Genomic DNA, 25,937 nt, shown 5'->3' with positions numbered 1-25,937 from the left:
ACGCGGCGTCGGCCGCGGCGCTATAAGATCGGGCCATGACCGATCGCGTCCGCCTGTTCCAGACCTTGCCGCACACCTGCGGCTACTTTGCCGAGCGGACGGCGCAGAACCTCGTGGTCGATCCGGCCGCGCCGAACCTCGACCGACTGTACGGCCCCGCGTTGGCAAAAGGGTTCCGCCGCGCCGGCGGTCATCTGTACCTGCCGCAGTGCGCTGCGTGCCAGGCATGCGTACCGTGTCGCATCGACGTGGGCGCCTTCTCTCCCGATCGCTCGCAGCGCCGCTGCCTGAAGCGCAATGCCGACATCGAAGTGAGCGAGCAGATGCCCGGCTTCACACGCGAGCGCCATGCACTCTACCGGCGCTACCTGCACGCCCGGCACAGCGGCGGCGGCATGGATGCCGCGGACGCCGAGGATTTCCAGCGTTTCCTCGCGGCCCCCTGGAGTCCGACGCTATTCCTCGAATTCAGGGCCGGGAGTCGATTGCTGGGCGTCGCAGTCACCGACGTTACACTGGCGGGGCTTTCGGCCGTCTATACATTCTTCGACCCCGAGGAGGACGCGCGCAGCCTCGGCACTTTCGGCATCATCCAGCAAGTGGAACTGGCACGGCGCCGCGGCATCCCCTATGTATATCTGGGCTTCTGGATCGCCGGGCATCCCAAGATGGATTACAAACGGCGCTTCAAGCCGCTGGAGATCCGCAGGCACGGCCGTTGGATTCCGATGCCCTAGGCCCCCTGGGAAGGTTGTTCCTGGCGGTGCGCCCAGCGCGCGATCGCCGAGTGCAACGCGTCGATGCCGTCGAACAGCGCGGCGGGCCCGGGCTGGAGGATGATCGGCGACTTGATCTCGTGCAGTTCGCTGTCGCGCACCGCGGGCATGTCGGCCCAGCCAGGGCGAGCCGCCACGTGTTCCGGTCGGAACCGCTTGCCGCACCAGGAACCGAAAACGATGTCGGGCGCACGGCGCACCACTTCCATGGGGTCGGCCAGGATGCGCTGCTTCGCCAGCGGTTCTTCGAGTAGCTCGGGGAATACGTCGTCGCCGCCGGCGATACGCACCAGTTCGCCGACCCAGCGGATGCCGGTGATGAGCGGCTCGTCCCACTCCTCGAAGTAGACCCTTGGCCTGCGCGGCAACGCGGCGGCCTGCGCCGCCACGCTGGCGAGGTGCTCCTCCGCGCGCTGCGCCAACGCTTCAGCCTTCGCGGTCGCCCCGACCATCGCGCCCAGGCGGCGAATGTAGGCAACGATGCCGTCCACGCTACGATGGTTGCTGATCCATACCTCCACGCCCGCGCGGATGAGTTCCTGCGCGATATCGGCCTGCAGGTCGGAAAAACCGATGGCGAGGTCCGGTTTCAGGTCGAGGATCTGGCCGATCTTCGCGCTGGTGAACGCGGATACCTTCGGTTTTTCCTTGCGGGCCCGTGGCGGCCGCACGGTGAAGCCGGAAATGCCGACGATGCGATGATCCTCGCCGATCGCGTAGAGGACTTCGGTCGGTTCTTCGGTGAGGCAGACGATACGCTGCGGATAGGCGTCGGACATCAATGACCTGAAACGGTGACGGTGATCTTCCGCTGGTGCGCCTCGTGCCGGTGCTCGTAGAGGAACACGCCCTGCCAGGTGCCGAGCAGCGGTTTGCCGCCGTGCACGGGCAGCGAGAGCGACACGCCCGTCAGTACCGTGCGCACGTGCGCAGGCATGTCGTCGGGACCTTCATCGCGATGGCGGAACAACGGGTCGCCGTCGGGCACGAGGCGCGCGAAGAAACGTTCCAGGTCGGCCACGACGGTCGGGTCGGCATTCTCGCCCACAAGCAGCGATGCGCTCGTGTGCTGCACGAAAACGTGCGCGATACCCGTGCCGACGCCGCTCGCGACGATGGCCTCGGCGATGCGAGCGGTCACCTCGGTGAGGGAACGGCCCCGCGTGTGCACCGTGAAGGTGCTCTGCGCGATGTGCTGGACAGGCTGGGCTCGGCTCACGGCGAACTCCCGGGATGCGTTACGGATAAAGCAGGCAGCTGGTCCAGTGTGTACCGTCCGCAGCGTGCACGATGCGTTCATGCAGGCGGAACGTGGCGCCGTACCAGAACTCCACGCGGTCCGGTTCCACGAGGTAACCGCCCCAGTGCGGGGGTCGGGGTACGTCGCGGCCGGCGAATTCCTTCTCGTAATGCGCCACCCTGTCTTCGAAGGTCTGCCGGTCGGGTAGTTCCTGGCTTTGCTTCGAAGCCCAGGCGCCGATCTGGCTGCCGCGCGGCCGGGTCGCGAAATAGGCGTCCGATTCGGCGGCATCCGTCTTCGTGGCGCGCCCCTCGAAGCGCACCTGGATGCCCTCGCGGATCTGCTTCCAGTGGAAACACAGCGCCACCTGCCCATGCTGCGCGATCTCGTTGGCCTTGGCGCTCTCGTAATTGGTGAAGAAGCGCAGCCCTCGCTCGTCGATGGCCTTGAGCAGCACGATGCGCGAATGCACCCTGCCGCCGGCGTCGACGGTGGACAGGTTCATCGCGGTGGGCTCGGGATCGCCGCTGCCCCTGGCTTCGTCGAGCAGGCCACGGAAGGTGTCGAGGATGATGGGAGTAAGCATGACGAGGGGACTATGCTGTCGGCCATGGAGTCCTTCGATGCTAGCACGCAGGCGGCGGCTGTCCTCGATCGTTTTGCCGCACCCATCGGGCATGCGAAAGGTCCCTTTGTGCTCGGCATCTCGGGTTTGCAGGGCAGCGGCAAGAGTACGCTTGCGGCCAGCCTCGTCGATGCCGCGCGCCAGCGTGGCTGGGACGCCGTGTCGTTATCGCTGGACGACGTGTACCTGACCCGGGCCGAGCGCGAGGCGCTCGCCGTCGACGTTCACCCGCTGCTGCGCACCCGCGGCGTACCCGGCACGCACGACCTCGCGCTGCTCGCCTCCACCCTGGACGGCCTCGGCAAGGCATCGCCGGATGCGCCGGTGCGCCTCCCGCGTTTCGACAAGGGCCGTGACGACCGTCAGGAGCCGTCGTCGTGGCCCGCCGTAACGCAACCGCCGCGACTTGTAGTGTTCGAGGGATGGTGCCTGGGCGTGGAACCTGCCACGGATACCTCCGAGCTGGTCGAGCCAGCCAATGCACTGGAACGTGTCGAGGACGCCGACGGCCGGTGGCGACGATGGGTCGACGGGCGTCTCGCCGCGTACCTGCCGATCTGGGCTCGCATCGATGCGCTCGTGCTCCTTCAGGCGCCCTCGTGGGACATCGTGGCGACATGGCGCGACGAAGCGGAGGAGCTCCTGCGCCGGCGTGGGGATCCGGCAGCGATGGATGCTGCCGCGCTGTCGCGTTTCCTGCAGCACTACGAGCGGATCAGCCGCAGGGCGTTGGAGACATTGAGCGCGAAAGCGGACCTCGTGATCCACCTGGATGCGCGCCGTCATGCCATCGCCCCGGGGTAGGAGCGCGCCCTGCGCGCGACATGTTTTGAGGCCGGGACCGGGAACTGGCGCGCGAATTTGCAGACTGGCGCGAAGAGCTGTCGCGCGCAGGGGGCGCTCCTACCCTTCTGGGTGCGAATCGAGCAGTGCGGCGTAGCCCTCGCGCGCATCGGGCCACGCGCATCTGAAGCCCGCAGCGCGCAGGCGCGCGTTCGAAAGGCGCTTGTTACCGATCCCGGCTGGACCGGGGCCGTCGGGCGGCCGCGGCGCATCGATGAGCCGGGCCAGGTGATCGTAAAGCGCGTCGATCGGGAGCGGCGTGTCGTCCACGCCAACATACACCGCTTCCGGCGCGGGTAGTTCCAGGAGGAAGGCGAGCGCCGCTGCGGCGTCGTCCACGTGGATGCGATTGGCGTAAACCTCGCGTCCGCGCGGCACCGCCGCCTTGCCCTCGCGCAGGCGTTTGAAGAGTTGCGTGCGGCCGGGGCCGTATAGGCCCGCCAGCCGCAAGGACACACCGCCCACCTGCCGCGCGGCAAGGCTACGCTCCGCATCCAGCAATACACGGCCGTTGAAGCCCGGCGGGTTCGGCACGGTGTCTTCGTCCACCCACTCCCCCCCGTGCTCGCCATAGACGGCGGACGACGAAACGAACAAGGTCCGCTGCGGCGGCACCGGCAGCGCGTCCAGCAGGTGGCGGAGTCCATCGACGAACACCGCGCGATACGCGGCTTCGTCCCGGGCGTCGGGACTCGGCGAGAAGACCACCGCATCCACCGCCGGCAAGCCGGAAAGCGTGCCCGGCCGGGTCAGGTCGCCACGAAGCCAGTGGATGCCATCGCCGCCGGCCGTTTCGCCGCGGCGGAGGGCGAACACCTTGCGCCCCTTCGCCAGCAGGCGGTGGGCCAGCCGCGTGCCCACGTCGCCGGCGCCCGCGATCAGCACGGAACGTGGGACTGGCCTTTCGGCGGTGCTTTCTGCGGACATGGCGCCTGCGACATTCGAACGGAGTGCCCTATCATGGGCGTAATGAATCCTTCGCCCAACCTCTTTCTCGTCGGGCCCACGGGCGCCGGCAAGACCTCGATCGGACAGCGCCTCGCGGCCCATTACGGACTGCCCTTCGTCGATCTCGACGTGGAGATCGAAGCGCGCTGCGGCACGACCATCGCCGAACTTTTCGCGGCCGAGGGCGAAGCGGCCTTCCGCGCCCGCGAGTGCGCGCAGCTTGGCGAGGCCAGCCTGCGCCAGGGCATCGTTCTCGCCACCGGCGCGGGCGCCGTGCTCGATCCGGCGAATCGCGAAGCGCTGATGTCGCGCGGCACCGTGCTCATGCTGGGGGTGGACGTGGAGGAACAGCTCGACCGGCTCCAGCACGACACGGCTCGCCCCATGATCGCCGGCGGCGACCGCAGGGGCAGGCTGGAATCGTTGGCCGAACACCGCAATCACCTGTACGAGGAAATCGCGGACCTGATCTTCCGCGGACGCCGCGAAAGCGTCGACGAAGCGGTTCCCCGCGCCATCGCCCTCCTCGACCGCCACTGGAAACGCACCTGATGGAAACCCTGCACGTCGACCTCGCCGGTCGCAGTTATCCGATCTGGATCGGCCCGGGCCTGCTGGAAGACCACGCTCACTGGCGAGCCCTCATCCGCGGCAGGCACGTGCTGGTGGTGAGCAACACCACCGTGGCACCGCTCTACCTCGACCGGGTGGCGAAAGGGCTGGAGGGCCTGCATTGGTCCTCGTTCCTGCTGGACGACGGCGAGACGCACAAGACGTTCGCAAACGTGGGCAAGGTGCTCGAAGCCCTGGGCGCGCTCGGCGCCACGCGCGACGCCTGCGTCGTCGCCCTCGGCGGCGGCGTGGTGGGCGACCTCGCCGGATTCGCCGCAGCGTGCTGGATGCGCGGCATCGACTTCATCCAGATGCCCACCACCCTGCTGGCGATGGTCGACTCCTCGGTCGGCGGCAAGACGGGCGTGAACCTCCCGGTAGGCAAGAACCTCGCCGGGGCATTCCATCAGCCGCGCGCCGTGGTTGCCGACATCGATCTGCTGCACACGCTGCCGCAGCGCGAATACCGCGCGGGCCTGGCGGAAGTCGTGAAGGGCGCGGCCATCGGCGATCCCGCCTTCTTCGCCTGGCTCGAAACCCATGCCGACGCGCTTGCCGCCCGCGAGACCGCGCCCCTCATCGAGGCGATAGCGCGCAAATGCGCTTACAAGGCGGGCGTGGTGTCGCGCGACGAAACCGAACAGGGCGAACGCGCCCTCCTCAACCTCGGCCATACCTTCGGCCATGCCATCGAAACCGCGGGGAATTACAGCGAACTGCTGCACGGCGAGGCCGTGGCCGTGGGCATGGTGCTGGCCGCGAGGCTCTCCGAGCGCCTGGGTATGTCCGCTGCCGAAGACACCACACGGCTGGTCACCCTGCTCCGCCGGCTGGGCCTTCCGACCGAAACCTCACGCCAGTACCCGGCGAGCCAGCTGGTCGAATTGATGCGGCTCGACAAGAAGAACAGCGCGGGCACGCTGCGGCTCATCCTCTGGCGCGGTATCGGCAAGGCGGAGATCGTGTCCAACATCCCCGCCGAAGAAATACTTGCCGTCTTGCTCGCACACGGATGACTCATCCTGTGGGAGCCGCTTCAGCGGCGATCCCGCGGCAGCGGGCAACCTTGCCCCGAGCACCCATCGCCGCTGAAGCGGCTCCTACAAAAAGCACTACAATGATCGGCCCTGCGCCTGTCACGGATCGCTGATGCGGATCTACCTGCAAACCATGCCCGAAGCGGGGGCGGAGTCGCCCCGGTACGTGCAGATCACGCTCGAGCAGGACCTGCTCGGCGGCTGGACCCTGTACCGCGAGAGCGGCGTGCAGGGCGGCAAGGCCATGCTCAAGCGCGAGGTCTTCGTCGACCGCGACGCCGCGCTGGCCGCGTTCACCAAAGCGCGCGACGCCCAGATCAAGAAAGGCTTCAAAGTGATGTTCAGCCAGGGACAGGAGTCGGCGCATGGCCGCTGAACTCCGCAACGACCGCTTCCTTCGCGCGCTGCGCCGCCAACCCACCGACACCACGCCCATCTGGGTCATGCGGCAGGCCGGCCGCTATCTGCCGGAATACCGGGCCACGCGTGCCCGCGCGGGCAGCTTCATGGGGCTGGCGACGAATCCGGAGTACGCGTGCGAAGTCACGTTGCAGCCGCTGGAACGGTTCGAACTGGATGCCGCCATTCTGTTCTCCGACATCCTCACCATCCCTGACGCGATGGGCCTTGGGCTGTCCTTCGCACAGGGCGAGGGCCCGCGCTTCGCGCGCCCGTTGCGCGACGCGGCCGCCATCGAGGCACTTGCCGTGCCCGACATGGACGGCGAACTGCGCTACGTGATGGACGCGGTGCGCCTGATCCGCCGGGAACTGGACGGCCGCGTGCCGCTGATCGGATTCTCCGGCAGCCCGTGGACACTGGCCTGCTACATGGTGGAGGGGCAAGGCTCGCGCGACTTCGCGCGGGTGAAGGCGCTGGCGTGGGACCAGCCCGCACTCGCCCACCGACTGCTGGATACGATCGCCCGTGCCGTCGCCGCCTACCTTGTCGCCCAGGCCCATGCCGGTGCCCAGGCCCTCATGATCTTCGACACATGGGGCGGCCTGCTGGGCCCGGGGCCCTTCCGCGAGTTCTCCCTGCGCTACATGGCACACGTGGTCGAGGCGCTGAAGGCCGACGCGGCCAGCCGCGACCTGCCCGTGATTCTTTTCTCGAAGGGCGCGGGCGGCCAACTGGAAGCACTCGCCGATACCGGCTGTGCCGGCCTGGGCGTCGACTGGACGCTCGACATCGGCGAAGCTCGCCGACGCGTGGGCGACCGCGTAGCGCTACAGGGCAATCTCGACCCGGCGGTGCTGCTGGCGTCGCCGGAAATCGTGGCGCGCGAGGCGCGTGCCGTGCTCGACGCCTTCGGCAACCATCCGGGGCATGTGTTCAACCTCGGCCATGGCATCACGCCGGAGGTGAATCCGGAGAACGTGAAGGTGCTGGTGGACGCCGTGCATGAGCACGGACGGGTGATCAGAAAAGGCTGATGCGACCGCGCTTTGTGTGGGAGCCGCTTCAGCGGCGATGGGTGCTCGCGGCAAGGTTGCCCGCTACCGCGGGATCGCCGGCGAAGCCGGCTCCCACATCCTGCCCTGCCGCGGGATCGCCGGCATAGCCGGCTCCCCCATTCTCAGGAATATCAGAACCGGTTCGGCCCGGCGATATGGCACTTCGCCAGCGCCCCGCGCGCGGCATTCGCGCCGTTGGCGTCGCCGGCCTGGAGCCGCATTTCCACCACGGTCTGCCAGTTGCGCGCGCACAGGCTGCCCGACTTCGGGCCCATTTCGAACGATTGCTTCGATAGCTGCTCGGCCAGCGGGTAGTCCTGCCGGCGGATGGCGATCTCGGCGCGATCCTGGATGAGTTCCGGAGCTTCCGGCGCCAGCTTCAGCGCCTGCACCAGCTTCGCGTCGGCTTCGTCGTACTTGCCTGCGCGTTCGTCGGCCTGGGCGGCCTGCTCCAGGCCCTGCACGCCCGGATCGCGCAGCGGCGCGACCTCGATGGCGGATTTCTCCCTTTCGCCCGCGGCGCGAACCTGGGCCACGATGTCGTAAGTGGGTTTGCTGGGGCGGGTGGCCTGCGGCGGCGCGGGCTGGCTGCAGGCGGCGACGAGCGTCACGGTGGCGATGGCACAAAGACGAAAGCGATGCATGGTCAATCCGTAGGATTACTGGGTACCGGGGACGCCGGCGCTGCGGGCTCGGCGTCGCCGCCGAACATACCCTTGAATCGCTGCCAGAAACAGCCCTCTTCCGCTTCCGGCACATAACCCGACACGAAGGGGAACTGCCGCGCGCCTTCACAGGAGGGGTCGGTGCGCTTGCCGCTCTGCGGGTTCACATAGGCCATTTCCAGGCCGTCGCCCAGTGTCGTGGGCAACGGGCGCGTGGGCATCTTGCGGAACAGTTCCTGCCACACGCGCATGCTGCCGGTGGCGCCGTAGAGCCCTGTCGGCTTGTTGTCGTCGCGGCCCATCCAGACGATGGCGAGGCGGTCGCTCGTGAAGCCCGCGAACCAGCTGTCGCGCTGGCTGTCGCTGGTGCCGGTCTTGCCGGCCGCATGCAGCCACGAGAGGCCGGAATTGCCGATGGCCGCGGCGGTGCCGCTGTTCACCACCTGCTGCATGGCCCACGTGGTGAGCCGCGCCGCGGTCTGGTACTCGCCCTCACCGCCCTTCACCTCGTAGCGCTTGATCGCCTGGCCCTTGGCATCCATGACGCCACGTACCGCCACCAGGGGCAGCGCGTGGCCGTCGGCGGCGATGTATTCGTAAAGCTGCGCGACCTGCAAGGGCGACAGATCCACCGCGCCGAGGAGCAGCGACGGGCTGGGATTCACGTTCTCCAGTCCGAAGGATTCGAGGAAGCCCTTGATGCGCTGCACGCCCACCTGCAAGCCCAGGTTCACCGTGGCCAGGTTCCACGAATGCACCAGTGCGTCGAGCATGGGCACCTGGCCATGGATCTGGCGATCGTCGTTCTGCGGCGTCCATGGCGTGCCGTCGGGCTGCCGCATGTTGATCGGCGTGTCGTCCACGATGGACGCCAGCGACCAGCGCGAGGGCTGCGCCAGCGCTACGAGGTACACCAGCGGTTTTACCAGCGAACCGATGGGCCGACGCGCGTCGAGCGCCCGGTTGAAACCCTGGTCGCCCGGATCGCGCGAGCCGACCACGGCCAGCACGCTGCCGTTGGTGGTGTCGGTGACCACCGCCGCCGCCTGCGCCGCCGCACCGCGCTTGCCCAGCGCCTTCGTGGTGGTGAGGATCGCCTGTTCGGTGTACAGCTGGGCCGCGGGATCCAGCGTGGTGAAGATGGAAAGGCTGCCGTCGCGCAGGGCCGCCTCGTCGAAGTCGGCGGTGATCTGCGAGCGGACCAACTGCATGAAGGCCGGAAAACGGTTGTGCGGCAACTGCGCGTTCGCCGCGATGCCGAGCGGCGTGGCCTGCGCCGCCTTCGTCTGCGCATCGTCGAGCAGGCCTGTGTCGTGGAACTGCTGTAGCACGAGGTTGCGGCGCGCCAGCGCACGCTCCGGGTAACGACGCGGATCGTAATAGCTGGGCCCTTTCACCAAGCCGATGAGCAGCGCGATCTCCTGCGGGCGCAGGTCTTCGAGGCGGCGCCCGAAGAAGAACTCGCCGCCGGCGGCAAACCCGTGCACGGCCTGGTTGCCCTGCTGTCCGAGAAACACCTCGTTCACATAGGCCTCGAGGATGCGTCCCTTCGAGTAGTGCGCTTCCATCAGCAGCGAAAGGATGGCCTCGTTCACCTTGCGCAGCATGTTCTGGCTGCGGTCGAGGAAGAGGTTGCGTACCAACTGTTGGGTAAGCGTGGAGCCGCCCTGCACCGTGTGGCCCGCACGCAGGTTCGCAAACGACGCGCGGAGGATGGCCGAGAAGTCGAGACCGATGTGATTCTTGAAGTCGCGGTCTTCCACGGCCTGCAGGCCCTGCACGAGCAACGGCGGTACGTTTTCCAGGCGCACGATGCGGCGCTCTTCCTGCTGCGCGCCGTACAGGGTGGCGATGCGCGCGGGGTCGAGGTGGATCGCCTTGATGGGCTTGTCGTTCGTGTCGTCGACCACCGAGGCCACCTGGCCGCCGGACAACGCGACACGGATGCGATGCGGCAACTCGCCGCCATCCGGTCCCGCATAGCCGTGCGACGCGATGAGGAAGCGGGAGCCGTTCTTCGAATAGCTGCCCTGGATCTTGCCGCCACCCTCGGTGGTGTAGCCCGCGAAGGTGAGTTCCAGCTCCAGCGCGGCCGGCGTCATCGGCAGGCCCTGGGCCAGCGGCAGCGGCCGCGCATAGACGCGCGTCGGCACGGCGAACACGAGGTCGTTGAAGCGGTTCTGCAGGCGTGCGTTCAGTACCAGCGTATACGGCAGCAGGAAGCCAAAGACGAGGCCCATCAACAGCCAGAAGGGAACGCGCAGCCAGGGCCAGCTGGCGCGCAGGAGGGAGCCGAGACGATTCAGGAGGGCCAACGCGGAGGAGTCCTGGGGAAGAAGACGTGCGGGGATGATAGGGGCACTTTCCCGGCACCCATCTGAACGGATGCTGGCAAGGGTGTGGCGACGGGGCTCAGGGGCGTGGCCGCCACGTGTCCGGAGAGGGCCTGAAGGGGCGCGGGTGAACGTCCAGGACGCGCTCCAGTTCCCCGTTGTCGGCGACGAGGTCGTCGTCGAGCCGCTCCACCGGTCCGCGCAGGCCGGGTACGACGAGGGAGGCGAGGCGCAGGGCCAGGCGCGGGATCGGCACAGGCAGGGTGGCGGCGCCGGCGCTGCGCCGTGCGCGCCCGAACATCTCCCGTGCCCTCATGCGCTCGCCCCCGCCGATCGGAAAGGTCTTGCCACGGGCAAACGGCGAGCCGAGCGCGGCGACGACGGCTGCCGCAATGTCGTCGGCATGCACCGGCTGCCGCAGCCCACGTCCCGCCGGCAGAGGGAACACCTTGCGGCGCAAGGCGGCCCTCACGATCGGGGTCAGGCTCTTGTCGACGCCAGCCCCGTAGATCAGGGTCGGCCGCAACAAGGTCCACGGCATGCCACGGGACGCGCAGGTGGCAACCAAGGTGGTTTCCGCATCACGCAGCCGGCGCGACAGTTCGCGCTCGGCAGGGACGGCCGAGTCGCGCTTCGTCTCCGCACTCATCGACGAGGTGGCCACGAGGTGCGGCGTTCCGGCAAGCCGCGTGGCTGCAAGCCACGGCGCCAGGTGATCGAGCGGACCGAGGCTGATCACCGCACGCAGCGGCGGAAGCTCGGGCATGGCATCGGGAAGGCCGCCGCATATCCAGCGGGGATCGTTTCCTGTCGCCCGACGACTCAGTGCCAGGTAATCGAAGCCGGCCTCGGTCAGGCGCGGCAGGAGGAATTGTCCGATCTGCCCCGATGCTCCGATCACCAGAACCGTCATGCCCGCGTTCAACGGCCCGTCGCGATGCGCTCGTACGCGCTCTGCAGGCGAGGGTCATCCGGCGCGTAGCGGCGGGCACGGTCGAGCGCCTGGAACGCGCCCTGGCGGTCGCCCTGTGCCGCGCGCTGCAACGCATTGTCGATCCAGGCGCTGCCGAGCCGGTGGCGTGCTTCGCCTTGGGTGGCATCGCCCGGCGCCAGGTCGGACAGCGTGCCGTAGAGGTTTTCGGCGCGCTGCACGTTGCCGTTCGCCACGGCCTGCTGCATCTGCTTCTCCACCTGGGTAGGAAGGCCCTGCAGCCCCGCGCGTGCCGCCGGATCGTTTCCGTCGATGGCAAGTGCGTTGCGGTACAGGTCGTAGGCACTGTCCCCGGGGGGATCCATGATGTCGCCCCGCGCGGCGGCAACCTGCGCGCGCCGGACCAGATCGGCCACCTTCGCCTTCTGCTCCGGGCTCACGGCCATCGACGCTTCGGGAATGGCGTCGTCGCCGGTAGTGGCGCCTACTTTGTCGTCGGCACCACCCGGATGCCGGTCGCCACCGGCGATGCGCGCACGGGCCGCGGCCAACTCCGCCGACTTGGGCGCGAGCTTCGCCGCGCGGTCGAGCAACCGAGTGGCCTGATCGTCGTCCTCGCTGTCGATGGCCGCGTTCGCCTGCACGATCAGCGCCTGCGCTACCCGCCCTACCCCGGCCTTTGCCTCGGCATTGTCGGGATCGGCCGCGAGTGCCGCCTGGAAGCGCGACAGCGCATTGTCGTCGCCGTCGCCGACGAATCGTCCTGCGCGCAGCGCTTCGTTGCCCTGCTGGATCAGCGTGGCAACGGCCTGACCGTCCTGCTTCTTCGTTTCCGCCAGTGCCGCGCGCAAGGAAGGGAGATCGCCATAGCGGGGGACGAGGATGGCGATGCGGTCGACGATGGCGTTCGCCTTTTCCTTGTCGTTGGCGGCGATCGCCTGACGGGCCTGGGCGGCCAGTGCGTCGCCCACCTTGTCGAGCCCACGCGCGGCCACAGCGTTGGTCTTGTCGGCATCGAGCACACGGCGGTACAGCGCCCCCGCTCCGTCTTCGCCGTCGAGGCGTCCGGCGGCCAGCGCCTGCTGCGCCTCATCGATCAGCGTTTCGGTGCGCGCTTCCGGATTTCGGGCCTGCGAAAGTCGCTCCGAAAGCCGCTCCACGTCGGCTCCGCCGCCCAGGAGTTCGCGGGCGACATTGAGCGCGGCCTCGGCCTGGTCGAGATTCCCCGCCGTCAGGGCGGCGTCGGCCCTGGCCACCTCCGCCTGACCGACGCGGCGCAAGCCGTCGCGTGCCTGGTCGCTGTCGGGTTGCTGGTCGCGCGCCTTTTCGAACAGTTCGCGCGCGCTGTCGCCGTTCGTGCCGTCCAGGCGGCCTTCGTCGAGCGCGCGATTGGCCTGGGCCAGCGTGTCGTTGAGTTCGGTGGCGGGCATCATGTTGCGCAGGCGGTCCTGCTGCAACCAAAGGCCCGTGACTGCGCCGATCAGCACCAGCACGAGGACAGGAATGAGCCAGCCGCGCTTTCGCGGTCCGCGCGGCGATGCCGGCGGCGGCGCCGTTCGGCGGCGAGGAGCGTCCACGACGATGTGCGGCAGCCCGTCGTCGATCGACGAAGCCGGCTTGTCGAGGTCGTCGAGCCGGCCCAGGGTGGGTTCGGTGCGACCGCGGAGCTCGCGGTCGTTGGAATCTCTGCGTCCGCTCATGAGGTTGGATCGTCCATAGGAGCGTTGCAGCTTAACATTTGGGCGTGAACGGTCGTTGTAGGCCCTCTACAGCTCCACGCGAATGCGGCTGGCCGCGCGCGTGGCCTTCGCGAGCGCCTCCTCCACCGTGGCGGCACGCGCCAGCGTCACGGCCATGCGCCGCCGGCCCCGAACCTCCGGTTTGCCGAAGATGCGAAGCATGGTGCCGGTCTCGGCCAGGGCTTCCGCAACGCCGTGATACCTCGGCGCCGTGCCTTCGCCATCGACCAGCACGGCGCAGGACGCGGCGGGCGCGAACAGGTGGATGTCGGGCACGGGCAAGCCGAGGATGGCGCGGGCGTGCAGCGCGAATTCCGACAGGTCCTGTGAGATCAGCGTAACGAGCCCGGTGTCGTGCGGCCGCGGGCTCACTTCCGAGAAGATCACTTCGTCGCCACGCACAAAGAATTCCACGCCGAAGACGCCGCGCCCGCCCAGAGCGGCTGTAATCGCGTCCGCCTGGCGCCGGGCGGACGCCAGAGCGGCCTCGCTCATCGGCTGCGGTTGCCACGACTCGCGGTAATCGCCGTCCTCCTGGCGATGCCCGATCGGCGCGCAGAACGACACGCCGTCACGGTGGCGAACCGTGAGCAGGGTGATCTCGTAGTCGAAGTCGACGAACCCCTCCACGATGACGCGCCCACGGCCTGCCCGGCCACCCGATTGGGCGTAATCCCATGCGGCTCCCGCTTCCTCGATGTGCCGCACCACGCTTTGCCCCTTGCCGGACGAACTCATCACCGGCTTGACGACACAGGGCGTGCCCAGTGCGGCCACGGCGGCAAGAAAGCTCTCGCGGTCGTCGCAGAAGCGATACGGCGACGTGGGCAGGCCGAGTTCTTCCGCGGCGAGGCGGCGGATGCCCTCGCGGTCCATCGTGAGCCACGCCGCGCGCGCGGTGGGGATCACCTTGACCCCTTCCTTTTCCATCTCGACCAGCGTCGGCGTGTGGATGGCTTCCACCTCGGGCACCACGAGGTCCGGCTTCTCCTGCTCGATGAGTGCGCGCAGCGCCGCTCCGTCCAGCATGTCGATGACGTGGCTGCGATGGGCCACCTGCATTGCCGGCGCGTTCGCATAGCGGTCCACCGCCACCACCTCGACGGCGAAGCGCTGCAGCTCGATGGCCACCTCCTTGCCGAGTTCGCCCGAACCGAGCAGAAGGACCTTGAAGGCCGTATGGGAGTGCGGCGTGCCGAAAGTTTTCACGAAAAGCGTCCTCGCAGGCGATGGGGGCGATTCTATCCTGCCCGGCATTCCACCAAAGGGGCACTTGACTGGCGCCGCGAACGTGCTGTGATGGCGGCGTCCCCAACAATCCGGAAGTACGCTCATGAGACGCTTTCTTGCCGTCCTCGCCGTACTGTGCGCCGTTCCTGCCGTTTCCACGGCGGAAGATCGCTGGATGACCGTGTTGTTGGACGGCCGCAAGGTCGGAAGCCTACGCATCGACCGCCAGGTGCAGCCGGACAAGGTGGTCACTTCGCAGGTCCTGGACTTCCGCATGACCCGCTCGCGCACACCGATGACGTTGCGCACGGAACTCCGCTCTACCGAGTCCCAGTCCGGCGCTCCCCTGGCGTTCTATGCCAGCACAAGCATGTCGTCGCAGGAAAACCTCGCCACCGGCGAGGTGCGTGGCGACGGCCTGTTCCAGGTGGCCAACACCGTCGGCGGCCAGTCGAAGGTCAATCTGCTGATCTGGCCGACAGGCGCGACGCTCGCCGAAGGGCAGCGGCTGGCCATGGTGGCGAATGGCTTCAAGGCCGGCACCACCTACCGACTGCGCAATTTCGATTCGGTCCGGCAGCAGGTCGCCAACGTCGACGTGCAGGTGCTCGGCGACGAGGTTGTGGTCATGCCCGACGAACGCAGGGAGACCCTGCACCACCTTCGCCAGTCGATCGCCGGGGCGGGTGCCGACCGGGCCGTGGACATCTGGGTCGACAACGAGGGCTTCATTCGCCGGAGCCTCGCGCCGCTGCTTGGCTTCCGGTTGGAAATGGCCTCGTGCAGCGCCGCCTGCGCGCAGGCGCCCGACCAGGACATCGACCTGCTTCGCGCCGCGATGATCAGTTCGCCGCGACCGATGGTGGCCGCGCTGCGAATAGCGCCCGTGCGCTACACCATCACCGTGCGCGGTTCCGATGCCGGTGCCAACCCCTTCGTCGACACCGACGAGCAGATGGTGCGTTCGCTGGGCGATGGCGTGTACATCGTGGACGTGGGCTTCGGCATGCGCCACAGCGACGAGCCGGGGCCGCTTCCCGAGGACATGGCGCCGAATGCCTGGGTGCAGTCGGAAAGCCCGGAGGTCGTGGCGCTGGCGCGTCGCGCGGCCGGCGATGCCTCGACGGATCTGCAGCGCATGCGACGCCTGCGCTCATTCCTTTCCGACTACATCGACGCCAAGGGCCTGGACGTCGGCTACGCCTCGGCCCTCGAAACCGTGTCGACACACCGCGGCGACTGCACCGAACATGCCGTGCTCCTGACCGCCATGGCGCGTGCCCTGGGCATTCCCGCGCGCGTGGTCACCGGCATCGTGTACGCGGAGCGCATGGGCGGCGCGACGCGCGTGTTCGTGCCGCATGCCTGGACCCAGGCATGGATAAACAACCGCTGGGTCAGCTTCGACTCGGCGCAGCGGCGCTTCGACTCCACGCATATCGCCCTGGGCACCGGCAGCGGCGAGCCGTGGCGGTTCTTCTCGGCGATGAACGCACTCACCCGGATCCGGATCGACCGGGCCATTCCGTCGTCGAACCTCATGGACCTGCCAGCGCCCAGCGATGGACCCGTCATGCCGGCGGGACGCGACGCTCCGTAATCCGGTTGGTTGAAATGTGATATCAAAGTGATATCGTTGCTCAACCAACCAGGGGTCCATCGTCATGAACGAGCGCGCCGCCGCCTCCCTCCCGGGCATTCCCGCCCTTTTCGGCTTCATCGTCCTTATCGTTCTCATCTCGGGAGCCGTGCTGGGCCAGGTGGCCCATGACGGCAACCCCCTCGCAGCTGCCAGCATCGTGCTCGTGCCTGTCTTCGCCTTCCTGGCCAAAGGCTTCTTCCAGGTTCAGCCGAACCAGGGCCAGGTAATGCAGTTGTTCGGCAAGTACGCGGGCACCGAGCGTCGCGAGGGCCTGCGCTGGACAAACCCGTTCTATTCCCGCCGGCCGGTAAGCCTGCGCGTGCGCAACTTCGAAAGCAGCCGGCTGAAGGTGAACGACAGCGACGGCAATCCCATCGAGATCGCGGCCATTGTCGTCTGGCAGGTGGTGGATACGGCGGAAGCCGTGTTCTGCGTGGACGACTACGAGAACTTCGTGCAGATCCAGAGCGAATCCGCCCTTCGCCAGATGGCGCAGAGTTATGCCTACGACGCACACGACGACACCAAGCCCTCGCTACGCAGCCATGGCGAGGAGGTGAACAACCATCTGCGCCAGGAGATCGAGGAACGACTGCAGAAGGCCGGCGTGCAGGTGATCGAATCGCGCATCAGTCACCTTGCCTACGCGCAGGAAATCGCCCAGGCCATGTTGCAGCGACAGCAGGCCAGCGCCATCGTCGCCGCACGGGAGCGCATTGTGGAAGGCGCCGTGGGCATGGTGGCCCTGGCGCTGGACAGGCTCCGCGCCGAAGGCGTTGTGGAGCTCGACGAGGAACGGAAGGCCGCCATGGTATCCAACTTGCTGGTGGTCCTCTGCGGCGACCGCGCCACGCAACCGGTGGTCAACGCCGGCAGCCTCTACAGCTGACTCCCGCGTGGCGGCCGAGAAAAAAGCATACCCGCTGCGTATCAGTGCGGCCGTGCTCGAAGCCATGCAGGCATGGTCGGAGGACGAACTGCGCTCGCTCAACGCGCAGATCGAATACGTGTTGCGCGACGCACTGCGCCGCGCCGGGCGCCTGAAGGCACGCAAGGCCGATCCGGTGGAAGACCCGGACGAGTGAGCATCGCTGTTGTGGGAGCGCGCCCTGCGCGCGACGGCTTTTGAAGCCGAACCTCCGAGCTGGCGCGCCAGCTCGGAGGTAAACGCGAAAAGCTGTCGCGCGCAAGGCGCGCTCCTACCTATGGCGAGGGCGGAGTGCTGAAATGACCGCCAGCCAGCCTGCGATGAACGCCACGCCGCCCACCGGGGTGATCACGCCCACCATGCGCGGCGCCCCGAGCGCCAGCGCGTAGAGGCTTCCCGAGAAAAGAACGATGCCGGCAGCGAACGCGAAGATCGCGACGTTTCGTGCCCGCCCTTCGCGCAAGCCCACCGCCGCCACCAGCAAGGCCAGCGCATGCCAGAAATGGTATTCGACGCCGGTATGCCACGTGGCCATGGCCGCCGCGTCCAGGCTGCCGCGCAGCGCGTGCGCGCCGAATGCGCCCAGAGCGACCGCCGACGCGCCCGCGAGACCGACGACGATGGCGGTGGCCGTGCTGACAGGTTGTCGCATGCGCTGGTATTCCTCTGTGTGCGCGCCTTCGGGCAGGCAGGGTGGCGTATCCTGCGCAGGATATCTCGCGGAGACTCGCATGACGCCATCCATCTTCCGTCGGGCCCTCATGGTCCTGCTGGCCGCCGCTGCCGTGGCCTCGCTCGCCGCCTGCCAGCGCGAAGCGCAGCCCGAGTGGCGGCTGAACGATGTATCGGGCCATCTGCCGGATCTCGACTTCAAACTGACCGACGACAATGCCAAGCCGGTGACCGGAGCCGACTACAAAGGCAAGGTCGCGGTCATGTATTTCGGCTACACGCACTGTCCGGACGTCTGCCCCCTGACGCTTACGCAGTTGCACGTGATACTCGACCGTCTCGGTCCCGCGGCCGACAACGTGCGCATCCTCTTCGTCAGCGTCGATCCGGCTCGCGACACGCCGGCAGTGATGCATGCCTACGTCAACGCGTTCGACAAGCGCGCGGTGGGCCTGGTCGGCTCGCAGGCCGCCGTGGAAGCCCTGGCCAAGCGCTACCGTTCCGCCTTCACGCGCGAACCCGACCGCGGCGACGGCAATTACGAAGTCAGCCACAGCTCCGCGATCTACTTCTTCGATGCCAACGGCAAGGCCCGCCTGCTCGCCACACCGTCGGCATCCCAGGACGATATCGTCCACGACCTGCATCTGCTCACTTCGCTGGAGACACGCTCATGATGGTCCGCTCCCTCGCCCTTGCGCTGATCCTCTCCGCCGGCGGCGCCGCGCACGCGGCCGACAAGCCGGCCGTCGAGGCGAAGAACGGGTGGGTGCGCGTGCTGCCGGGCAACCTGCCCGCCGGCGGATACCTCACGTTCGAGAACCGCTCCGATCGCGCATTGTCCATCGTGGGTGCCGACAGCCCGCAGTACGGCAACGCGATGATCCATCGCAGCAGCACGGATGGCGGCATGGGCCGCATGGAGATGGTCGACAGCGTGCCGCTCCCGGCGAAGGGCACCCTCGCCTTCGCGCCGGGCGGCTATCACGTGATGCTGATGCAGCCGAAGCAAGCGGTGAAACCCGGTGAAAAGATCACTGTGACCTTCACGCTCTCGGACGGCGAGAAGGTTCCGGCAACCCTCCTGGCCCGCCCGGCGAACGCATCGGGGCCAACGGACTAAGAGCTCTGCGCCGCCGGGCTTCTGTGTAGGAGCCGCTATAGCGGCGAGGAAATCCTGCGATGGTGCGGCACGTTTCGCTCGCCGCCATGGCGGCTCCTACAACGTTCTAACCCACGACTCGGAAGCCGGGCAGCACGTCGTGCACACCCAGATCTTCGCGATACAGCTCGGTGACTTCGGCCGATGGCGGGCCGTCGTGCAACCAGGTTTCCATCCTGTCGATGGCGGCCGCGTCGCCTTGAACTACGACCTCGACGCTGCCGTCACCCAGGTTCCGCGCGTGTCCGTCAAGCCGCAGCGCCGTGGCATGCTCGCGCGCCGACGCGCGGAAGAAGACGCCCTGCACCCTACCCCTCACGATGAAACGCGCGGCTTTCATGTCATGACCCCTTGGCGATGGCCGCGTTGAGCTTGGCGGCGTCGACCGGGCCCACGAAGCGATGGGCGACATGCCCATCCGGCGCGATCAGGTAGGTGGTGGGCAGACCCTTCGGCGGATCGAAATCCTTCGGCGGCTCCGTGACGTCCACTTGCGCGATGGGGTAATCCACCGGGTGCTTGCGCAAGAAAGCCTCGATGTCCTTCTTCTCGGTGTCCTCGAAGGCGAGGCCGATGGCCGCGACATCCTTGCGACTTTTCACGAACGCGGAGATGTCGGGCATTTCCTTGATGCAGGGCACGCACCACGTCGCCCAGTAATTGACCACCACCCACTTGCCGCGCTGTGCGGCGAGATCGAACGGCTTGCCGTCCAGCGTGGTGACCTTGAGTTCGGGATTCGCGGCCGGGGCAGCAGCAATGGGTAGGGCCATGGCCAGTGCGGCGGCGGCGAGAAAGCGGCGGATCATGCGGGGGTATCCTCGGTGGGGACGGGAACCGGCGGGGGCGGGAACAGCTTGTCTAGGCGCGCGCCGAGCGTGGCGTCGAGCGCTTCGGCCAGATTGTCCAACAAACCCAGGAGCTCCGGGGGCAGGTTGATACCGAGCCGCTGCACCTCCGATCGCGGGGCCAGCGGAAGCCGGTACTGCGTGCAACGGTACACCCGCAGCAATTCGGTGGCGTCGAGACTGCGGCTGAGCATCCAGCCCCCCGACTCGCAGCGCTGGATCATGTCGGCGCGCTGCAGGTCGTCGAAATAACATGCGATGGCGCTCGACGGCAGGTAGGGCTCGCGTAGCCGGATCATGGCCGGGTCCACGCTTTCACCCGTGCGCTGGGCACCGACGAAGTGCTGGAGCACCACCAGCAGTCCGATGAACTCCGCGCCGTCCGGCAGGGCCTCGTGCGGCACCGTGTACTCGAACGCCGAGATGGATGCCGAGATGGACGCGCCCAGGATCACGATGATCCAAGACAGATAGATCCAGAGCAGGAAGATCGGGATGGCCGCGAGGGCGCCATAGATTTCCTCGTAGTTAGGCGAGTTGCGGATGAACGCCGCGAAGCCCCCGCGCGCAAACTCGAAGAGGATGGCCCCGAGTAACGCACCCACCGCCGCGTGCCGCCACGACACCCGTCGGTTCGGCACCATCGTGTACATGAGCACCAGCGTGATGAAGGTGATGCCGAAAGGAAGGAAGTTGATCAGGCGGCTTTGCGTGGCGATCTGATCGGCGGCCTGGTGCAACAAGGGGAACGCCGCGATGTACGAGGACAGCGCCAGCCCGCCCACGACGAGGATGGGGCCCAGCGTCAGTGCGGCCCAATACAGGAGCAGCCGCGACGTCCATCCACGGGGCTTGCGCACACGCCAGATGCGATTGAGGCGGTCCTCGATGCTGATCATCATCGACACGGCGCTGAACAGCATCACGAGGATGGAAATACCGGTGAGCTGGCTGGCCTTGTCGGCGAAGGCCAGCATGTATTCCTGGATCTTCATGCCCGTGGCGGGCACGAAATTCTGGAACGCGTAATTGGCCAAAGATCCTCGCCATTCCGCGAACACGGGGAACGCGGAGAGAACCGCGAACACCGCCACGGTGAGCGGCACCAGCGACACCAGGGTGGTATAGGAAAGGGCACCGGCCGTCTCGAAGCACTTGTCGTCGACGAAGCGCAGCCAGGTGAAGCGCATGAAGCTCAGCGCGCGGTCGCGATCGATGCGCAGCGGCATGTCCATCCTCATCTTACGTCCCGAACGATTGGGAACGCGTGGCAGTTCTGCGAGACTAAGGGCCTTCGCAAAGGCACCCATCCATGTCCCACGACGTCCTTGTACTCTACTACAGCCGCTATGGGCACACCGCCCAGCTTGCCCGGTTCGTCGCACGCGGCGTGGAGGAAGTTCCCGGCATGCGCGCGCGATTGCGCCAGGTGCCTCCGGTGGCCCCCGTCACCGAGACGGCCATGCCGCCGGAGCCGGAGGAAGGCGCGCCCTACGTGACGCGTGCCGACCTCGGCGAGTGCGTGGCGCTGGCCATGGGCAGCCCCACCCGCTTCGGAAACATGGCTGCCCCGCTCAAGTATTTCCTGGACACCACGGGGGCCGAGTGGGCCTCCGGGGCACTGGCGGGCAAGCCGGCCGCCCTGTTCACCTCCACCAGCACGATGCACGGCGGCCAGGAAGCCACGCTGCTGTCGATGGCGGTGCCCCTGCTCCATCACGGCATGCTGATCCTCGGCATTCCGTACACCGAGCCCGCGCTCAGCAGCACGGTCACGGGCGGCACCCCCTACGGCGCCAGCCACGTGGCAGGCCCGCGGGGCGACAACGCCATCAGCGAACACGAGCGCGAACTCGCGCGTGCCCTGGGCAAGCGGCTGGCCGACGTGGCCCGCCGGCTGGGCACGCCCGCGTGAGCGCCATGCAGCGCACGGGCCTGTTTGCCTGGACTGGCCTGCTGCTGGTGCAGGTGCTCTGGTACACCGTATATCCGCCGGTATCCATACCGACATGGGTCGCCTTCGCGCTCACCGTTCCGCCGCTGCTCCTGCCGCTCCTGTCGCTGCCCAACGTGGCCCGCGCCCTGCTGTGGGTGGGGATCCTCGCGCTGTTCTATTTCTGCCACGGCGTATCGGAAGCGTGGAGTTCCACGGGCGATCGTTGGCTGGCCTTCATCGAGATCGCCCTCACCCTGCTGTTGATCGGCAGCCTGGGCGCCGGCGTGCGGCGCAGGCGCTGACGATACCCGCGGAACGCGCACCCGCGCGTAGTGGCGCGGCACCCCACCATGCTGCGCAGCGTATCGACGAAAGCATGCCCGCGGTGCAGGCTAGAACCATCGATTGCAACGGTGGGGACGCCACGATGAGTTTCGTACAGAGCGCGCCCAGGCTCGCGCACCCGTATCGCGACGACCGCGTGCTGAACGCCTGGCTGGCGCATACGCTGCCGTCGGCAAGACTGGAGGCGATGCGCCCGGACCTGGAAGCCCTTGCGGACTACGCGCTCATGGCGTGGGACCGCCGCTGCCGCACACCGCGCACCGAGCCTGTGCTGACGCAGTGGGACGCGTGGGGTTCCCGAGTGGACCGCATCGCGCTCACACCTGCATGGGAAGAAGGGCCTGGCATCACGACGCGGCATGCCGTGCTCGCCGCCGGGCACGCGGGTTCGCCGTGGGCCCGGGTGGAGGAATTCGCGCGCGTTTATCTTTATCACATCGCCAGCGAGTTCTACTGCTGTCCGTTGGCCATGACCGACGGTGCGGCCACCGCGCTCCATGCGTCCGGCAACCGCGCCCTCATCGAGCGTGCCTTGCCGCACTTCCTCAGCCGCGATCCGGCCACCTTCTGGCTGTCCGGCCAGTGGATGACGGAAACGCCCGGCGGTTCCGACGTCGGCCGCACGGAAACGGTGGCTCGCCAGGACGCCGAGGGCCAGTGGCGCCTGTACGGCCGCAAGTGGTTCAGCTCGGCCGTAGTGGGCGAAGCGGCGCTTGCCCTCGCGCGCCCGGAGGGCGCCGGCACGGGTACGGCAGCGCTTGCGCTGTTCTACGTGGAAACGAAGGACGACGCCGGCGCGTGGCGCGGCATTACCATCGACCGCCTCAAGAAGAAGCTCGGTACGCACGAATTGCCGACGGCGGAGATCCATCTCGACGGCCTTCCCGCCACGCCGGTCGGCCCGCTCGATCACGGCGTACGCCAGATCGCGCCGATGCTGAACGTCACGCGCACCTGGAACGCGGTCTGCGCAGTGGCAAGCATGGCCCGAGCCATCGCGCTGGCCCGCGATTACGCCACGCGCCGCAGCGCTTTCGGGGCCCGGCTGATCGACCAGCCATTGCACGCGCGCACACTCGCCGACATGCAGGCCGAGTACGAGGGCGCATTCTCGCTCACCTTCCACGTCGCGGAACTGCTCGGCCGCGTCGAGCACGGCGAGCACGCGACCCACGAAGCCGCACTGCTCCGCCTGCTCACGCCCCTGGCCAAGCTGTGGACGGCGAAGGTGTCCATTCGTGTCGTGTCGGAAGCGCTGGAATGCTTCGGCGGTGCGGGCTATATCGAAGACACGGGCCTCCCCCAGTTGCTGCGCGATGCGCAGGTCTATGCGATCTGGGAGGGCACCACCAACGTGCTTTCGCTCGACATGCTGAGAGCGCTGTCGACCGGCCTGACGCCGCTCCGCCAGGCCGTGGACGAACTGGTTCCCGACGACGGAACACCGGAGCGGCACGCCGTGGTCGCGGCGCTGGACGCAGCGGAAGGGCTCATGGGCGAGGTCGCCGCCGATCGGGCGTCGCTGGAGGCTTCGGCGCGGGGTATCGCCTTCACCCTGGCCAGGACCATGGCCGCTGCCCTGCTTTTGCGCTCGGCGCGTTGGGGCGCGGCAACGGGCGATCTTCGCCCTGCAGCGGCCAGCCGGCGTTTCCTCGCCCGCGGTCTGGACCGCCTGGACTTGCCAGCCAACGAGGACGACATGCTCCTGGCCGGCACCGGGGCGGCCGGCGTCGCATCGCCCGCCATGTAGAATGGCGCCCCCGCTCCACCCGCTTCCAGGCCCGACCATGCAGCAACTCACCATCGTGACCACCGGCGGCACGATCGACAAGGTGTACTTCGACGACAAGTCGGACTACCAGATCGGCTCGCCGCAGATCGGCGACATCCTCCAGCAGTTGGGCGTCGCGTTTCGTTTCGACGTGATTCCCATCCTGCGCAAGGACAGCCTGCACGTGACCGACGAGGATCGCGCCCTCATCCGCAGCACGATCGAGGCACAGCCGCACCGGCATGTGCTGGTCACGCACGGCACCGACACGATGGTGGAAACGGCCCGCGTCCTCGCCGGCATTCCGGGCAAGGTCATCGTGCTTACCGGTGCGCTCAATCCGGCCCGGTTCCAGGGATCGGATGCCGTTTTCAACATCGGTTGCGCCGTGGGCGCCGTGCAGACGCTCGACGACGGCGTTTACATCGCCATGAACGGCCGCGTGTGGGATCCGGCCACGGTGCGAAAGAATCGCGACGCGAACCGGTTCGAGGCCATCTGAGTCGACACTCGGCCGGACGACGCGTAAGACACGGCGCCGGATCCACTACAGCCGGCGCCGCGCTCAGTGGCGGCGCGCACGATCTTCGACCACCGCGTCGACCGTTGCCCCCGCATCCATCAGCCCGGTGCCGCAGCCCTTCGGACAGCGGCCGGGAATGGGACGCGCGTTGTCGACGAGTTGAGCCCTCACCTCGTCCACGCCGATTTCAGGATCGGCCGAACGCATGAGCGCCACCAGCGCGGAAACCAGCGGCGCGGCCGCGGACGTACCGCCCCGGTAGCCGAACACCGAGCGTTCGTGACCACGTTTGCCCGTGTCCCAAGTGGAAAGGATGTTGTCCATGCCGACGGCGCGCAGGTTGCCGCCGGGCGCGGACAGCGTGACCTGTTGCCCGAAGTTCGAATACCACGCCATACCGCCATCCCTGCCCAGCGCGGCCACCGAAATCACCCCCGGGCAGTTCGCCGGCGTGTTCGTATTGACGTTTTTCTGGTCGTTACCTGCGGACGTGACCACCACCGAGCCACGGGCGCGTGCATCTTCGATGGCGTGTCGCAGTGACGACACGCACGGACCACTCGTTCCCATGCTCACGTTGATCACGTCGGCGCGGCGGCCCACATGGGGCACTCCGGGCACGTGGCCGCCACTGGCCCAGACGATGGCGTCGGCCAAGTCGGAGGCGCGTCCGCCGCACCGACCCAGCACGCGGACGGGAATCAGTTTGGCCTCCGGCGCCAGTCCCACGATGCCAGCGCGGTTGCCTGCCCGGGCCACCACGAGACCGGCCATATGCGTGCCGTGCCATGTGGAGCGCTTGGCTTCCGCAAATCCGCAATCGCCGGACTCGCTCCAGTTGCCGGGATCGGTAGGGTCCGCATCGCGCCCGTCGCCGTCGCGCGCCGTGTCCACGTTGCTGACGAAGTCGTAGCCCGGCAGCAGTTGCCCGTCGAATTCCGGATGCGGCGTGATGCCGGTATCGAGCATGGCTACCACCGCACCTGCGCCACGCGTGTATTTCCATGCCACCTGCGCGTCCACGCCCACCTTGGCGTCGTGCATGTACCACTGCCGCTTCCAGAGCGAATCGACGATCGTGTGCGGCGCAAGGAGGAGATCCTCCTCTACGGTGACGCCCGGCTGGCGGGCGAGCGCCGCGGCTTCCTCGACGCGGAGTTCGAAGACCTCGCCGCCGGAGGCAAGGGTTCGGATAGGACGCAGCCCGCCGGTGCGCGCAAGCGCGCGGGAAGACGCGTCAGGAGCGCTGCGTGCAACGCGCGCATGTGTTTCGGCGGGAAAGTGCACGATGTACTGCGCGGGTGAGGCGCCCGCCAGCGTCGATGTCGTCAGCAGGGCAATCGCCATAGGGGGAACGAAGCGCATGGGAGGTCCTTCGGAGTCGCGGAATACGCGGGTCCGACAAACCTAGATTCCGGTTGGCGATGCGGCTACGCGGCCACGCCCGTGGTGTCGCGTGGGTTTCCCGCTATTGAAAAGAGGTCTTCGCGGAATCCGGGACGTTGCCCGGATGTTAGTGCAGCGGTTCATTCGCCAAGGCGAATGCATGTGGCCAGCGGCTGGCGCCGCCGTTGCTCGGACGGTAGGGCCAGAGCCTTCGGTGCCCACCCTCGCTGCTCAGACAGGTCCTCCGCGTTCGTAAAGGTGGGGCCGCTTGCGCGGCCCGTTTATCTA

29 protein-coding genes are annotated in these 25,937 nt (G+C 67.8%); 15 read left to right on the top strand and 14 right to left on the bottom strand.

Annotation, left to right across the window (positions count from 1 at the left end; translation table 11 throughout):
- The first annotated feature begins 35 nt into the window (after positions 1 to 35).
- On the top strand, positions 36 to 737 hold the full coding sequence (locus FHS47_RS02290) for an arginyltransferase (protein WP_167022394.1): 702 nt from the start codon (positions 36 to 38) through the stop codon (positions 735 to 737).
- Here the strand turns inward: FHS47_RS02290 and FHS47_RS02285 are convergent.
- The 3 genes from FHS47_RS02285 to pdxH are packed head-to-tail and all read right to left on the bottom strand — an operon-like array spanning position 734 to position 2,602.
- The gene (locus FHS47_RS02285) at positions 734 to 1,555 is read right to left on the bottom strand and encodes an ABC transporter substrate-binding protein (protein WP_167022391.1); all 822 of its coding nucleotides are present in this window, start codon (positions 1,553 to 1,555) and stop codon (positions 734 to 736) included. The genes FHS47_RS02290 and FHS47_RS02285 overlap by 4 nt on opposite strands.
- Positions 1,555 to 1,995, bottom strand: coding sequence for a secondary thiamine-phosphate synthase enzyme YjbQ (locus FHS47_RS02280; RefSeq protein WP_167022388.1), 441 nt, complete (start codon positions 1,993 to 1,995; stop codon positions 1,555 to 1,557). The genes FHS47_RS02285 and FHS47_RS02280 overlap by 1 nt, the downstream gene beginning before the upstream one ends.
- 19 nt (positions 1,996 to 2,014) lie before the next feature.
- Complete coding sequence (pdxH, locus tag FHS47_RS02275) at positions 2,015 to 2,602, bottom strand: pyridoxamine 5'-phosphate oxidase (RefSeq protein WP_167022385.1); 588 nt, start codon at positions 2,600 to 2,602, stop codon at positions 2,015 to 2,017.
- Between the two features lie 12 nt (positions 2,603 to 2,614).
- Between pdxH and FHS47_RS02270 the strand changes: the two genes are divergently transcribed.
- Complete coding sequence (locus tag FHS47_RS02270; protein WP_208381744.1) at positions 2,615 to 3,445, top strand: hypothetical protein; 831 nt, start codon at positions 2,615 to 2,617, stop codon at positions 3,443 to 3,445.
- Positions 3,446 to 3,544: 99 nt separating this feature from the next.
- Here the strand turns inward: FHS47_RS02270 and FHS47_RS02265 are convergent, their stop codons facing one another.
- Positions 3,545 to 4,411, bottom strand: a complete 867-nt coding sequence (locus FHS47_RS02265; RefSeq protein ID WP_167022382.1) for an NAD-dependent epimerase/dehydratase family protein — start codon at positions 4,409 to 4,411, stop codon at positions 3,545 to 3,547.
- Positions 4,412 to 4,444: 33 nt separating this feature from the next.
- Here FHS47_RS02265 and FHS47_RS02260 point away from each other — a divergent pair, with 33 nt between their 5' ends.
- The 4 genes from FHS47_RS02260 to hemE all read left to right on the top strand — a co-directional run bounded on the left by FHS47_RS02260 (position 4,445) and on the right by hemE (position 7,517).
- On the top strand, positions 4,445 to 4,984 hold the full coding sequence (locus tag FHS47_RS02260; protein ID WP_208381743.1) for a shikimate kinase: 540 nt from the start codon (positions 4,445 to 4,447) through the stop codon (positions 4,982 to 4,984).
- On the top strand, positions 4,984 to 6,060 hold the full coding sequence (gene aroB / locus FHS47_RS02255) for a 3-dehydroquinate synthase (RefSeq protein WP_167022379.1): 1,077 nt from the start codon (positions 4,984 to 4,986) through the stop codon (positions 6,058 to 6,060). Before FHS47_RS02260 ends, aroB begins: the two co-directional genes overlap by 1 nt.
- 133 nt (positions 6,061 to 6,193) lie before the next feature.
- Positions 6,194 to 6,457: a WGR domain-containing protein gene (locus tag FHS47_RS02250; RefSeq protein ID WP_167022376.1), complete on the top strand. Its 264-nt coding sequence runs from the start codon at positions 6,194 to 6,196 to the stop codon at positions 6,455 to 6,457.
- Complete coding sequence (gene hemE / locus FHS47_RS02245; RefSeq protein WP_167022371.1) at positions 6,447 to 7,517, top strand: uroporphyrinogen decarboxylase; 1,071 nt, start codon at positions 6,447 to 6,449, stop codon at positions 7,515 to 7,517. Before FHS47_RS02250 ends, hemE begins: the two co-directional genes overlap by 11 nt.
- 152 nt (positions 7,518 to 7,669) lie before the next feature.
- Here the strand turns inward: hemE and FHS47_RS02240 are convergent, their stop codons facing one another.
- From FHS47_RS02240 to purT, 5 genes are all read right to left on the bottom strand, one after another.
- Entirely contained in the window at positions 7,670 to 8,182 is a 513-nt protein-coding gene (locus FHS47_RS02240; RefSeq protein ID WP_167022368.1) for a tetratricopeptide repeat protein, read from the bottom strand.
- Between the two features lie 2 nt (positions 8,183 to 8,184).
- On the bottom strand, positions 8,185 to 10,443 hold the full coding sequence (mrcB, locus tag FHS47_RS02235; protein ID WP_167027543.1) for a penicillin-binding protein 1B: 2,259 nt from the start codon (positions 10,441 to 10,443) through the stop codon (positions 8,185 to 8,187).
- Positions 10,444 to 10,615: 172 nt separating this feature from the next.
- Positions 10,616 to 11,449, bottom strand: a complete 834-nt coding sequence (locus tag FHS47_RS02230; protein WP_167022365.1) for an NAD-dependent epimerase/dehydratase family protein — start codon at positions 11,447 to 11,449, stop codon at positions 10,616 to 10,618.
- An 8-nt stretch (positions 11,450 to 11,457) separates the two neighbouring features.
- Positions 11,458 to 13,167, bottom strand: coding sequence for a hypothetical protein (locus FHS47_RS02225; RefSeq protein WP_167022361.1), 1,710 nt, complete (start codon positions 13,165 to 13,167; stop codon positions 11,458 to 11,460).
- A gap of 66 nt (positions 13,168 to 13,233) precedes the next feature.
- Positions 13,234 to 14,415: a formate-dependent phosphoribosylglycinamide formyltransferase gene (gene purT / locus FHS47_RS02220; protein WP_167022358.1), complete on the bottom strand. Its 1,182-nt coding sequence runs from the start codon at positions 14,413 to 14,415 to the stop codon at positions 13,234 to 13,236.
- A 124-nt stretch (positions 14,416 to 14,539) separates the two neighbouring features.
- On the opposite strand from purT, the gene FHS47_RS02215 reads away from it, so the two are divergent.
- The 3 genes from FHS47_RS02215 (at position 14,540) to FHS47_RS02205 (ending at position 17,163) form a co-directional block, all read left to right on the top strand.
- The gene (locus FHS47_RS02215; RefSeq protein ID WP_167022355.1) at positions 14,540 to 16,036 is read left to right on the top strand and encodes a transglutaminase-like domain-containing protein; all 1,497 of its coding nucleotides are present in this window, start codon (positions 14,540 to 14,542) and stop codon (positions 16,034 to 16,036) included.
- Between the two features lie 64 nt (positions 16,037 to 16,100).
- Positions 16,101 to 16,967 (top strand): SPFH domain-containing protein, encoded by an 867-nt coding sequence (locus FHS47_RS02210; protein WP_167022352.1) that lies wholly within the window; start codon positions 16,101 to 16,103, stop codon positions 16,965 to 16,967.
- Between the two features lie 7 nt (positions 16,968 to 16,974).
- Positions 16,975 to 17,163 carry an Arc family DNA binding domain-containing protein gene (locus tag FHS47_RS02205; protein ID WP_167022349.1) on the top strand — a complete coding sequence of 63 codons (189 nt, stop codon included), beginning with the start codon at positions 16,975 to 16,977 and terminating at the stop codon, positions 17,161 to 17,163.
- Positions 17,164 to 17,277: 114 nt separating this feature from the next.
- Here the strand turns inward: FHS47_RS02205 and FHS47_RS02200 are convergent, their stop codons facing one another.
- On the bottom strand, positions 17,278 to 17,658 hold the full coding sequence (locus tag FHS47_RS02200) for a DUF423 domain-containing protein (protein ID WP_167022346.1): 381 nt from the start codon (positions 17,656 to 17,658) through the stop codon (positions 17,278 to 17,280).
- A gap of 79 nt (positions 17,659 to 17,737) precedes the next feature.
- Between FHS47_RS02200 and FHS47_RS02195 the strand changes: the two genes are divergently transcribed.
- The gene (locus tag FHS47_RS02195; RefSeq protein WP_167022343.1) at positions 17,738 to 18,355 is read left to right on the top strand and encodes an SCO family protein; all 618 of its coding nucleotides are present in this window, start codon (positions 17,738 to 17,740) and stop codon (positions 18,353 to 18,355) included.
- On the top strand, positions 18,352 to 18,801 hold the full coding sequence (locus FHS47_RS02190; protein ID WP_167022340.1) for a copper chaperone PCu(A)C: 450 nt from the start codon (positions 18,352 to 18,354) through the stop codon (positions 18,799 to 18,801). The genes FHS47_RS02195 and FHS47_RS02190 overlap by 4 nt, the downstream gene beginning before the upstream one ends.
- Positions 18,802 to 18,907: 106 nt before the next feature.
- Here the strand turns inward: FHS47_RS02190 and FHS47_RS02185 are convergent, their stop codons facing one another.
- From FHS47_RS02185 to FHS47_RS02175, 3 genes are read right to left on the bottom strand one after another with little or no spacing between them, the layout of a single operon-like run.
- Positions 18,908 to 19,180, bottom strand: a complete 273-nt coding sequence (locus FHS47_RS02185) for an acylphosphatase (RefSeq protein WP_167022337.1) — start codon at positions 19,178 to 19,180, stop codon at positions 18,908 to 18,910.
- 1 nt (position 19,181) lies between these two features.
- On the bottom strand, positions 19,182 to 19,649 hold the full coding sequence (locus FHS47_RS02180; RefSeq protein WP_167022334.1) for a TlpA disulfide reductase family protein: 468 nt from the start codon (positions 19,647 to 19,649) through the stop codon (positions 19,182 to 19,184).
- Positions 19,646 to 20,917: a YihY family inner membrane protein gene (locus FHS47_RS02175; RefSeq protein WP_167022332.1), complete on the bottom strand. Its 1,272-nt coding sequence runs from the start codon at positions 20,915 to 20,917 to the stop codon at positions 19,646 to 19,648. Before FHS47_RS02175 ends, FHS47_RS02180 begins: the two co-directional genes overlap by 4 nt.
- An 83-nt stretch (positions 20,918 to 21,000) precedes the next feature.
- On the opposite strand from FHS47_RS02175, the gene wrbA reads away from it, so the two are divergent.
- The 4 genes from wrbA to FHS47_RS02155 all read left to right on the top strand — a co-directional run bounded on the left by wrbA (position 21,001) and on the right by FHS47_RS02155 (position 24,242).
- Positions 21,001 to 21,603, top strand: a complete 603-nt coding sequence (gene wrbA, locus FHS47_RS02170; RefSeq protein WP_167022329.1) for an NAD(P)H:quinone oxidoreductase — start codon at positions 21,001 to 21,003, stop codon at positions 21,601 to 21,603.
- Between the two features lie 5 nt (positions 21,604 to 21,608).
- Positions 21,609 to 21,926 (top strand): DUF2069 domain-containing protein, encoded by a 318-nt coding sequence (locus tag FHS47_RS02165; RefSeq protein WP_167027540.1) that lies wholly within the window; start codon positions 21,609 to 21,611, stop codon positions 21,924 to 21,926.
- Between the two features lie 125 nt (positions 21,927 to 22,051).
- Positions 22,052 to 23,719 carry an acyl-CoA dehydrogenase family protein gene (locus FHS47_RS02160; protein ID WP_167022326.1) on the top strand — a complete coding sequence of 556 codons (1,668 nt, stop codon included), beginning with the start codon at positions 22,052 to 22,054 and terminating at the stop codon, positions 23,717 to 23,719.
- Between the two features lie 37 nt (positions 23,720 to 23,756).
- Positions 23,757 to 24,242: an asparaginase domain-containing protein gene (locus FHS47_RS02155; RefSeq protein ID WP_167022322.1), complete on the top strand. Its 486-nt coding sequence runs from the start codon at positions 23,757 to 23,759 to the stop codon at positions 24,240 to 24,242.
- Positions 24,243 to 24,305: 63 nt separating this feature from the next.
- On the opposite strand, the gene FHS47_RS02150 is transcribed toward FHS47_RS02155, so the two are convergent.
- Complete coding sequence (locus FHS47_RS02150; protein WP_167022319.1) at positions 24,306 to 25,628, bottom strand: S8 family peptidase; 1,323 nt, start codon at positions 25,626 to 25,628, stop codon at positions 24,306 to 24,308.
- Between the last annotated feature and the right edge of the window lie 309 nt (positions 25,629 to 25,937).

Origin of the sequence: Luteibacter sp. SG786 (assembly GCF_011759605.1) — a bacterium.
GTDB lineage: Bacteria > Pseudomonadota > Gammaproteobacteria > Xanthomonadales > Rhodanobacteraceae > Luteibacter.
This window is presented reverse-complemented; position numbering and strand designations above follow the sequence as displayed.

What these genes read in the sequence shown, in the direction of transcription:
- FHS47_RS02215 (WP_167022355.1), top strand. Translation starts at nt 14,540, where the DNA reads ATGAGACGCTTTCTTGCCGTCCTCGCCGTACTGTGCGCCGTTCCTGCC.
- wrbA (WP_167022329.1), top strand. Translation starts at nt 21,001, where the DNA reads ATGTCCCACGACGTCCTTGTACTCTACTACAGCCGCTATGGGCACACC.
- FHS47_RS02195 (WP_167022343.1), top strand. Translation starts at nt 17,738, where the DNA reads ATGACGCCATCCATCTTCCGTCGGGCCCTCATGGTCCTGCTGGCCGCC.
- FHS47_RS02185 (WP_167022337.1), bottom strand. Translation starts at nt 19,180, where the DNA reads ATGAAAGCCGCGCGTTTCATCGTGAGGGGTAGGGTGCAGGGCGTCTTC.
- FHS47_RS02165 (WP_167027540.1), top strand. Translation starts at nt 21,609, where the DNA reads ATGCAGCGCACGGGCCTGTTTGCCTGGACTGGCCTGCTGCTGGTGCAG.
- FHS47_RS02250 (WP_167022376.1), top strand. Translation starts at nt 6,194, where the DNA reads ATGCGGATCTACCTGCAAACCATGCCCGAAGCGGGGGCGGAGTCGCCC.
- FHS47_RS02265 (WP_167022382.1), bottom strand. Translation starts at nt 4,411, where the DNA reads ATGTCCGCAGAAAGCACCGCCGAAAGGCCAGTCCCACGTTCCGTGCTG.
- FHS47_RS02160 (WP_167022326.1), top strand. Translation starts at nt 22,052, where the DNA reads ATGAGTTTCGTACAGAGCGCGCCCAGGCTCGCGCACCCGTATCGCGAC.
- hemE (WP_167022371.1), top strand. Translation starts at nt 6,447, where the DNA reads ATGGCCGCTGAACTCCGCAACGACCGCTTCCTTCGCGCGCTGCGCCGC.
- FHS47_RS02240 (WP_167022368.1), bottom strand. Translation starts at nt 8,182, where the DNA reads ATGCATCGCTTTCGTCTTTGTGCCATCGCCACCGTGACGCTCGTCGCC.
- FHS47_RS02175 (WP_167022332.1), bottom strand. Translation starts at nt 20,917, where the DNA reads ATGCCGCTGCGCATCGATCGCGACCGCGCGCTGAGCTTCATGCGCTTC.
- FHS47_RS02150 (WP_167022319.1), bottom strand. Translation starts at nt 25,628, where the DNA reads ATGCGCTTCGTTCCCCCTATGGCGATTGCCCTGCTGACGACATCGACG.
- FHS47_RS02225 (WP_167022361.1), bottom strand. Translation starts at nt 13,167, where the DNA reads ATGAGCGGACGCAGAGATTCCAACGACCGCGAGCTCCGCGGTCGCACC.
- aroB (WP_167022379.1), top strand. Translation starts at nt 4,984, where the DNA reads ATGGAAACCCTGCACGTCGACCTCGCCGGTCGCAGTTATCCGATCTGG.
- FHS47_RS02190 (WP_167022340.1), top strand. Translation starts at nt 18,352, where the DNA reads ATGATGGTCCGCTCCCTCGCCCTTGCGCTGATCCTCTCCGCCGGCGGC.
- FHS47_RS02155 (WP_167022322.1), top strand. Translation starts at nt 23,757, where the DNA reads ATGCAGCAACTCACCATCGTGACCACCGGCGGCACGATCGACAAGGTG.
- FHS47_RS02180 (WP_167022334.1), bottom strand. Translation starts at nt 19,649, where the DNA reads ATGATCCGCCGCTTTCTCGCCGCCGCCGCACTGGCCATGGCCCTACCC.
- pdxH (WP_167022385.1), bottom strand. Translation starts at nt 2,602, where the DNA reads ATGCTTACTCCCATCATCCTCGACACCTTCCGTGGCCTGCTCGACGAA.
- FHS47_RS02285 (WP_167022391.1), bottom strand. Translation starts at nt 1,555, where the DNA reads ATGTCCGACGCCTATCCGCAGCGTATCGTCTGCCTCACCGAAGAACCG.
- FHS47_RS02200 (WP_167022346.1), bottom strand. Translation starts at nt 17,658, where the DNA reads ATGCGACAACCTGTCAGCACGGCCACCGCCATCGTCGTCGGTCTCGCG.
- FHS47_RS02260 (WP_208381743.1), top strand. Translation starts at nt 4,445, where the DNA reads ATGGGCGTAATGAATCCTTCGCCCAACCTCTTTCTCGTCGGGCCCACG.
- FHS47_RS02270 (WP_208381744.1), top strand. Translation starts at nt 2,615, where the DNA reads ATGCTGTCGGCCATGGAGTCCTTCGATGCTAGCACGCAGGCGGCGGCT.
- mrcB (WP_167027543.1), bottom strand. Translation starts at nt 10,443, where the DNA reads ATGGGCCTCGTCTTTGGCTTCCTGCTGCCGTATACGCTGGTACTGAAC.
- FHS47_RS02290 (WP_167022394.1), top strand. Translation starts at nt 36, where the DNA reads ATGACCGATCGCGTCCGCCTGTTCCAGACCTTGCCGCACACCTGCGGC.
- FHS47_RS02230 (WP_167022365.1), bottom strand. Translation starts at nt 11,449, where the DNA reads ATGACGGTTCTGGTGATCGGAGCATCGGGGCAGATCGGACAATTCCTC.
- FHS47_RS02210 (WP_167022352.1), top strand. Translation starts at nt 16,101, where the DNA reads ATGAACGAGCGCGCCGCCGCCTCCCTCCCGGGCATTCCCGCCCTTTTC.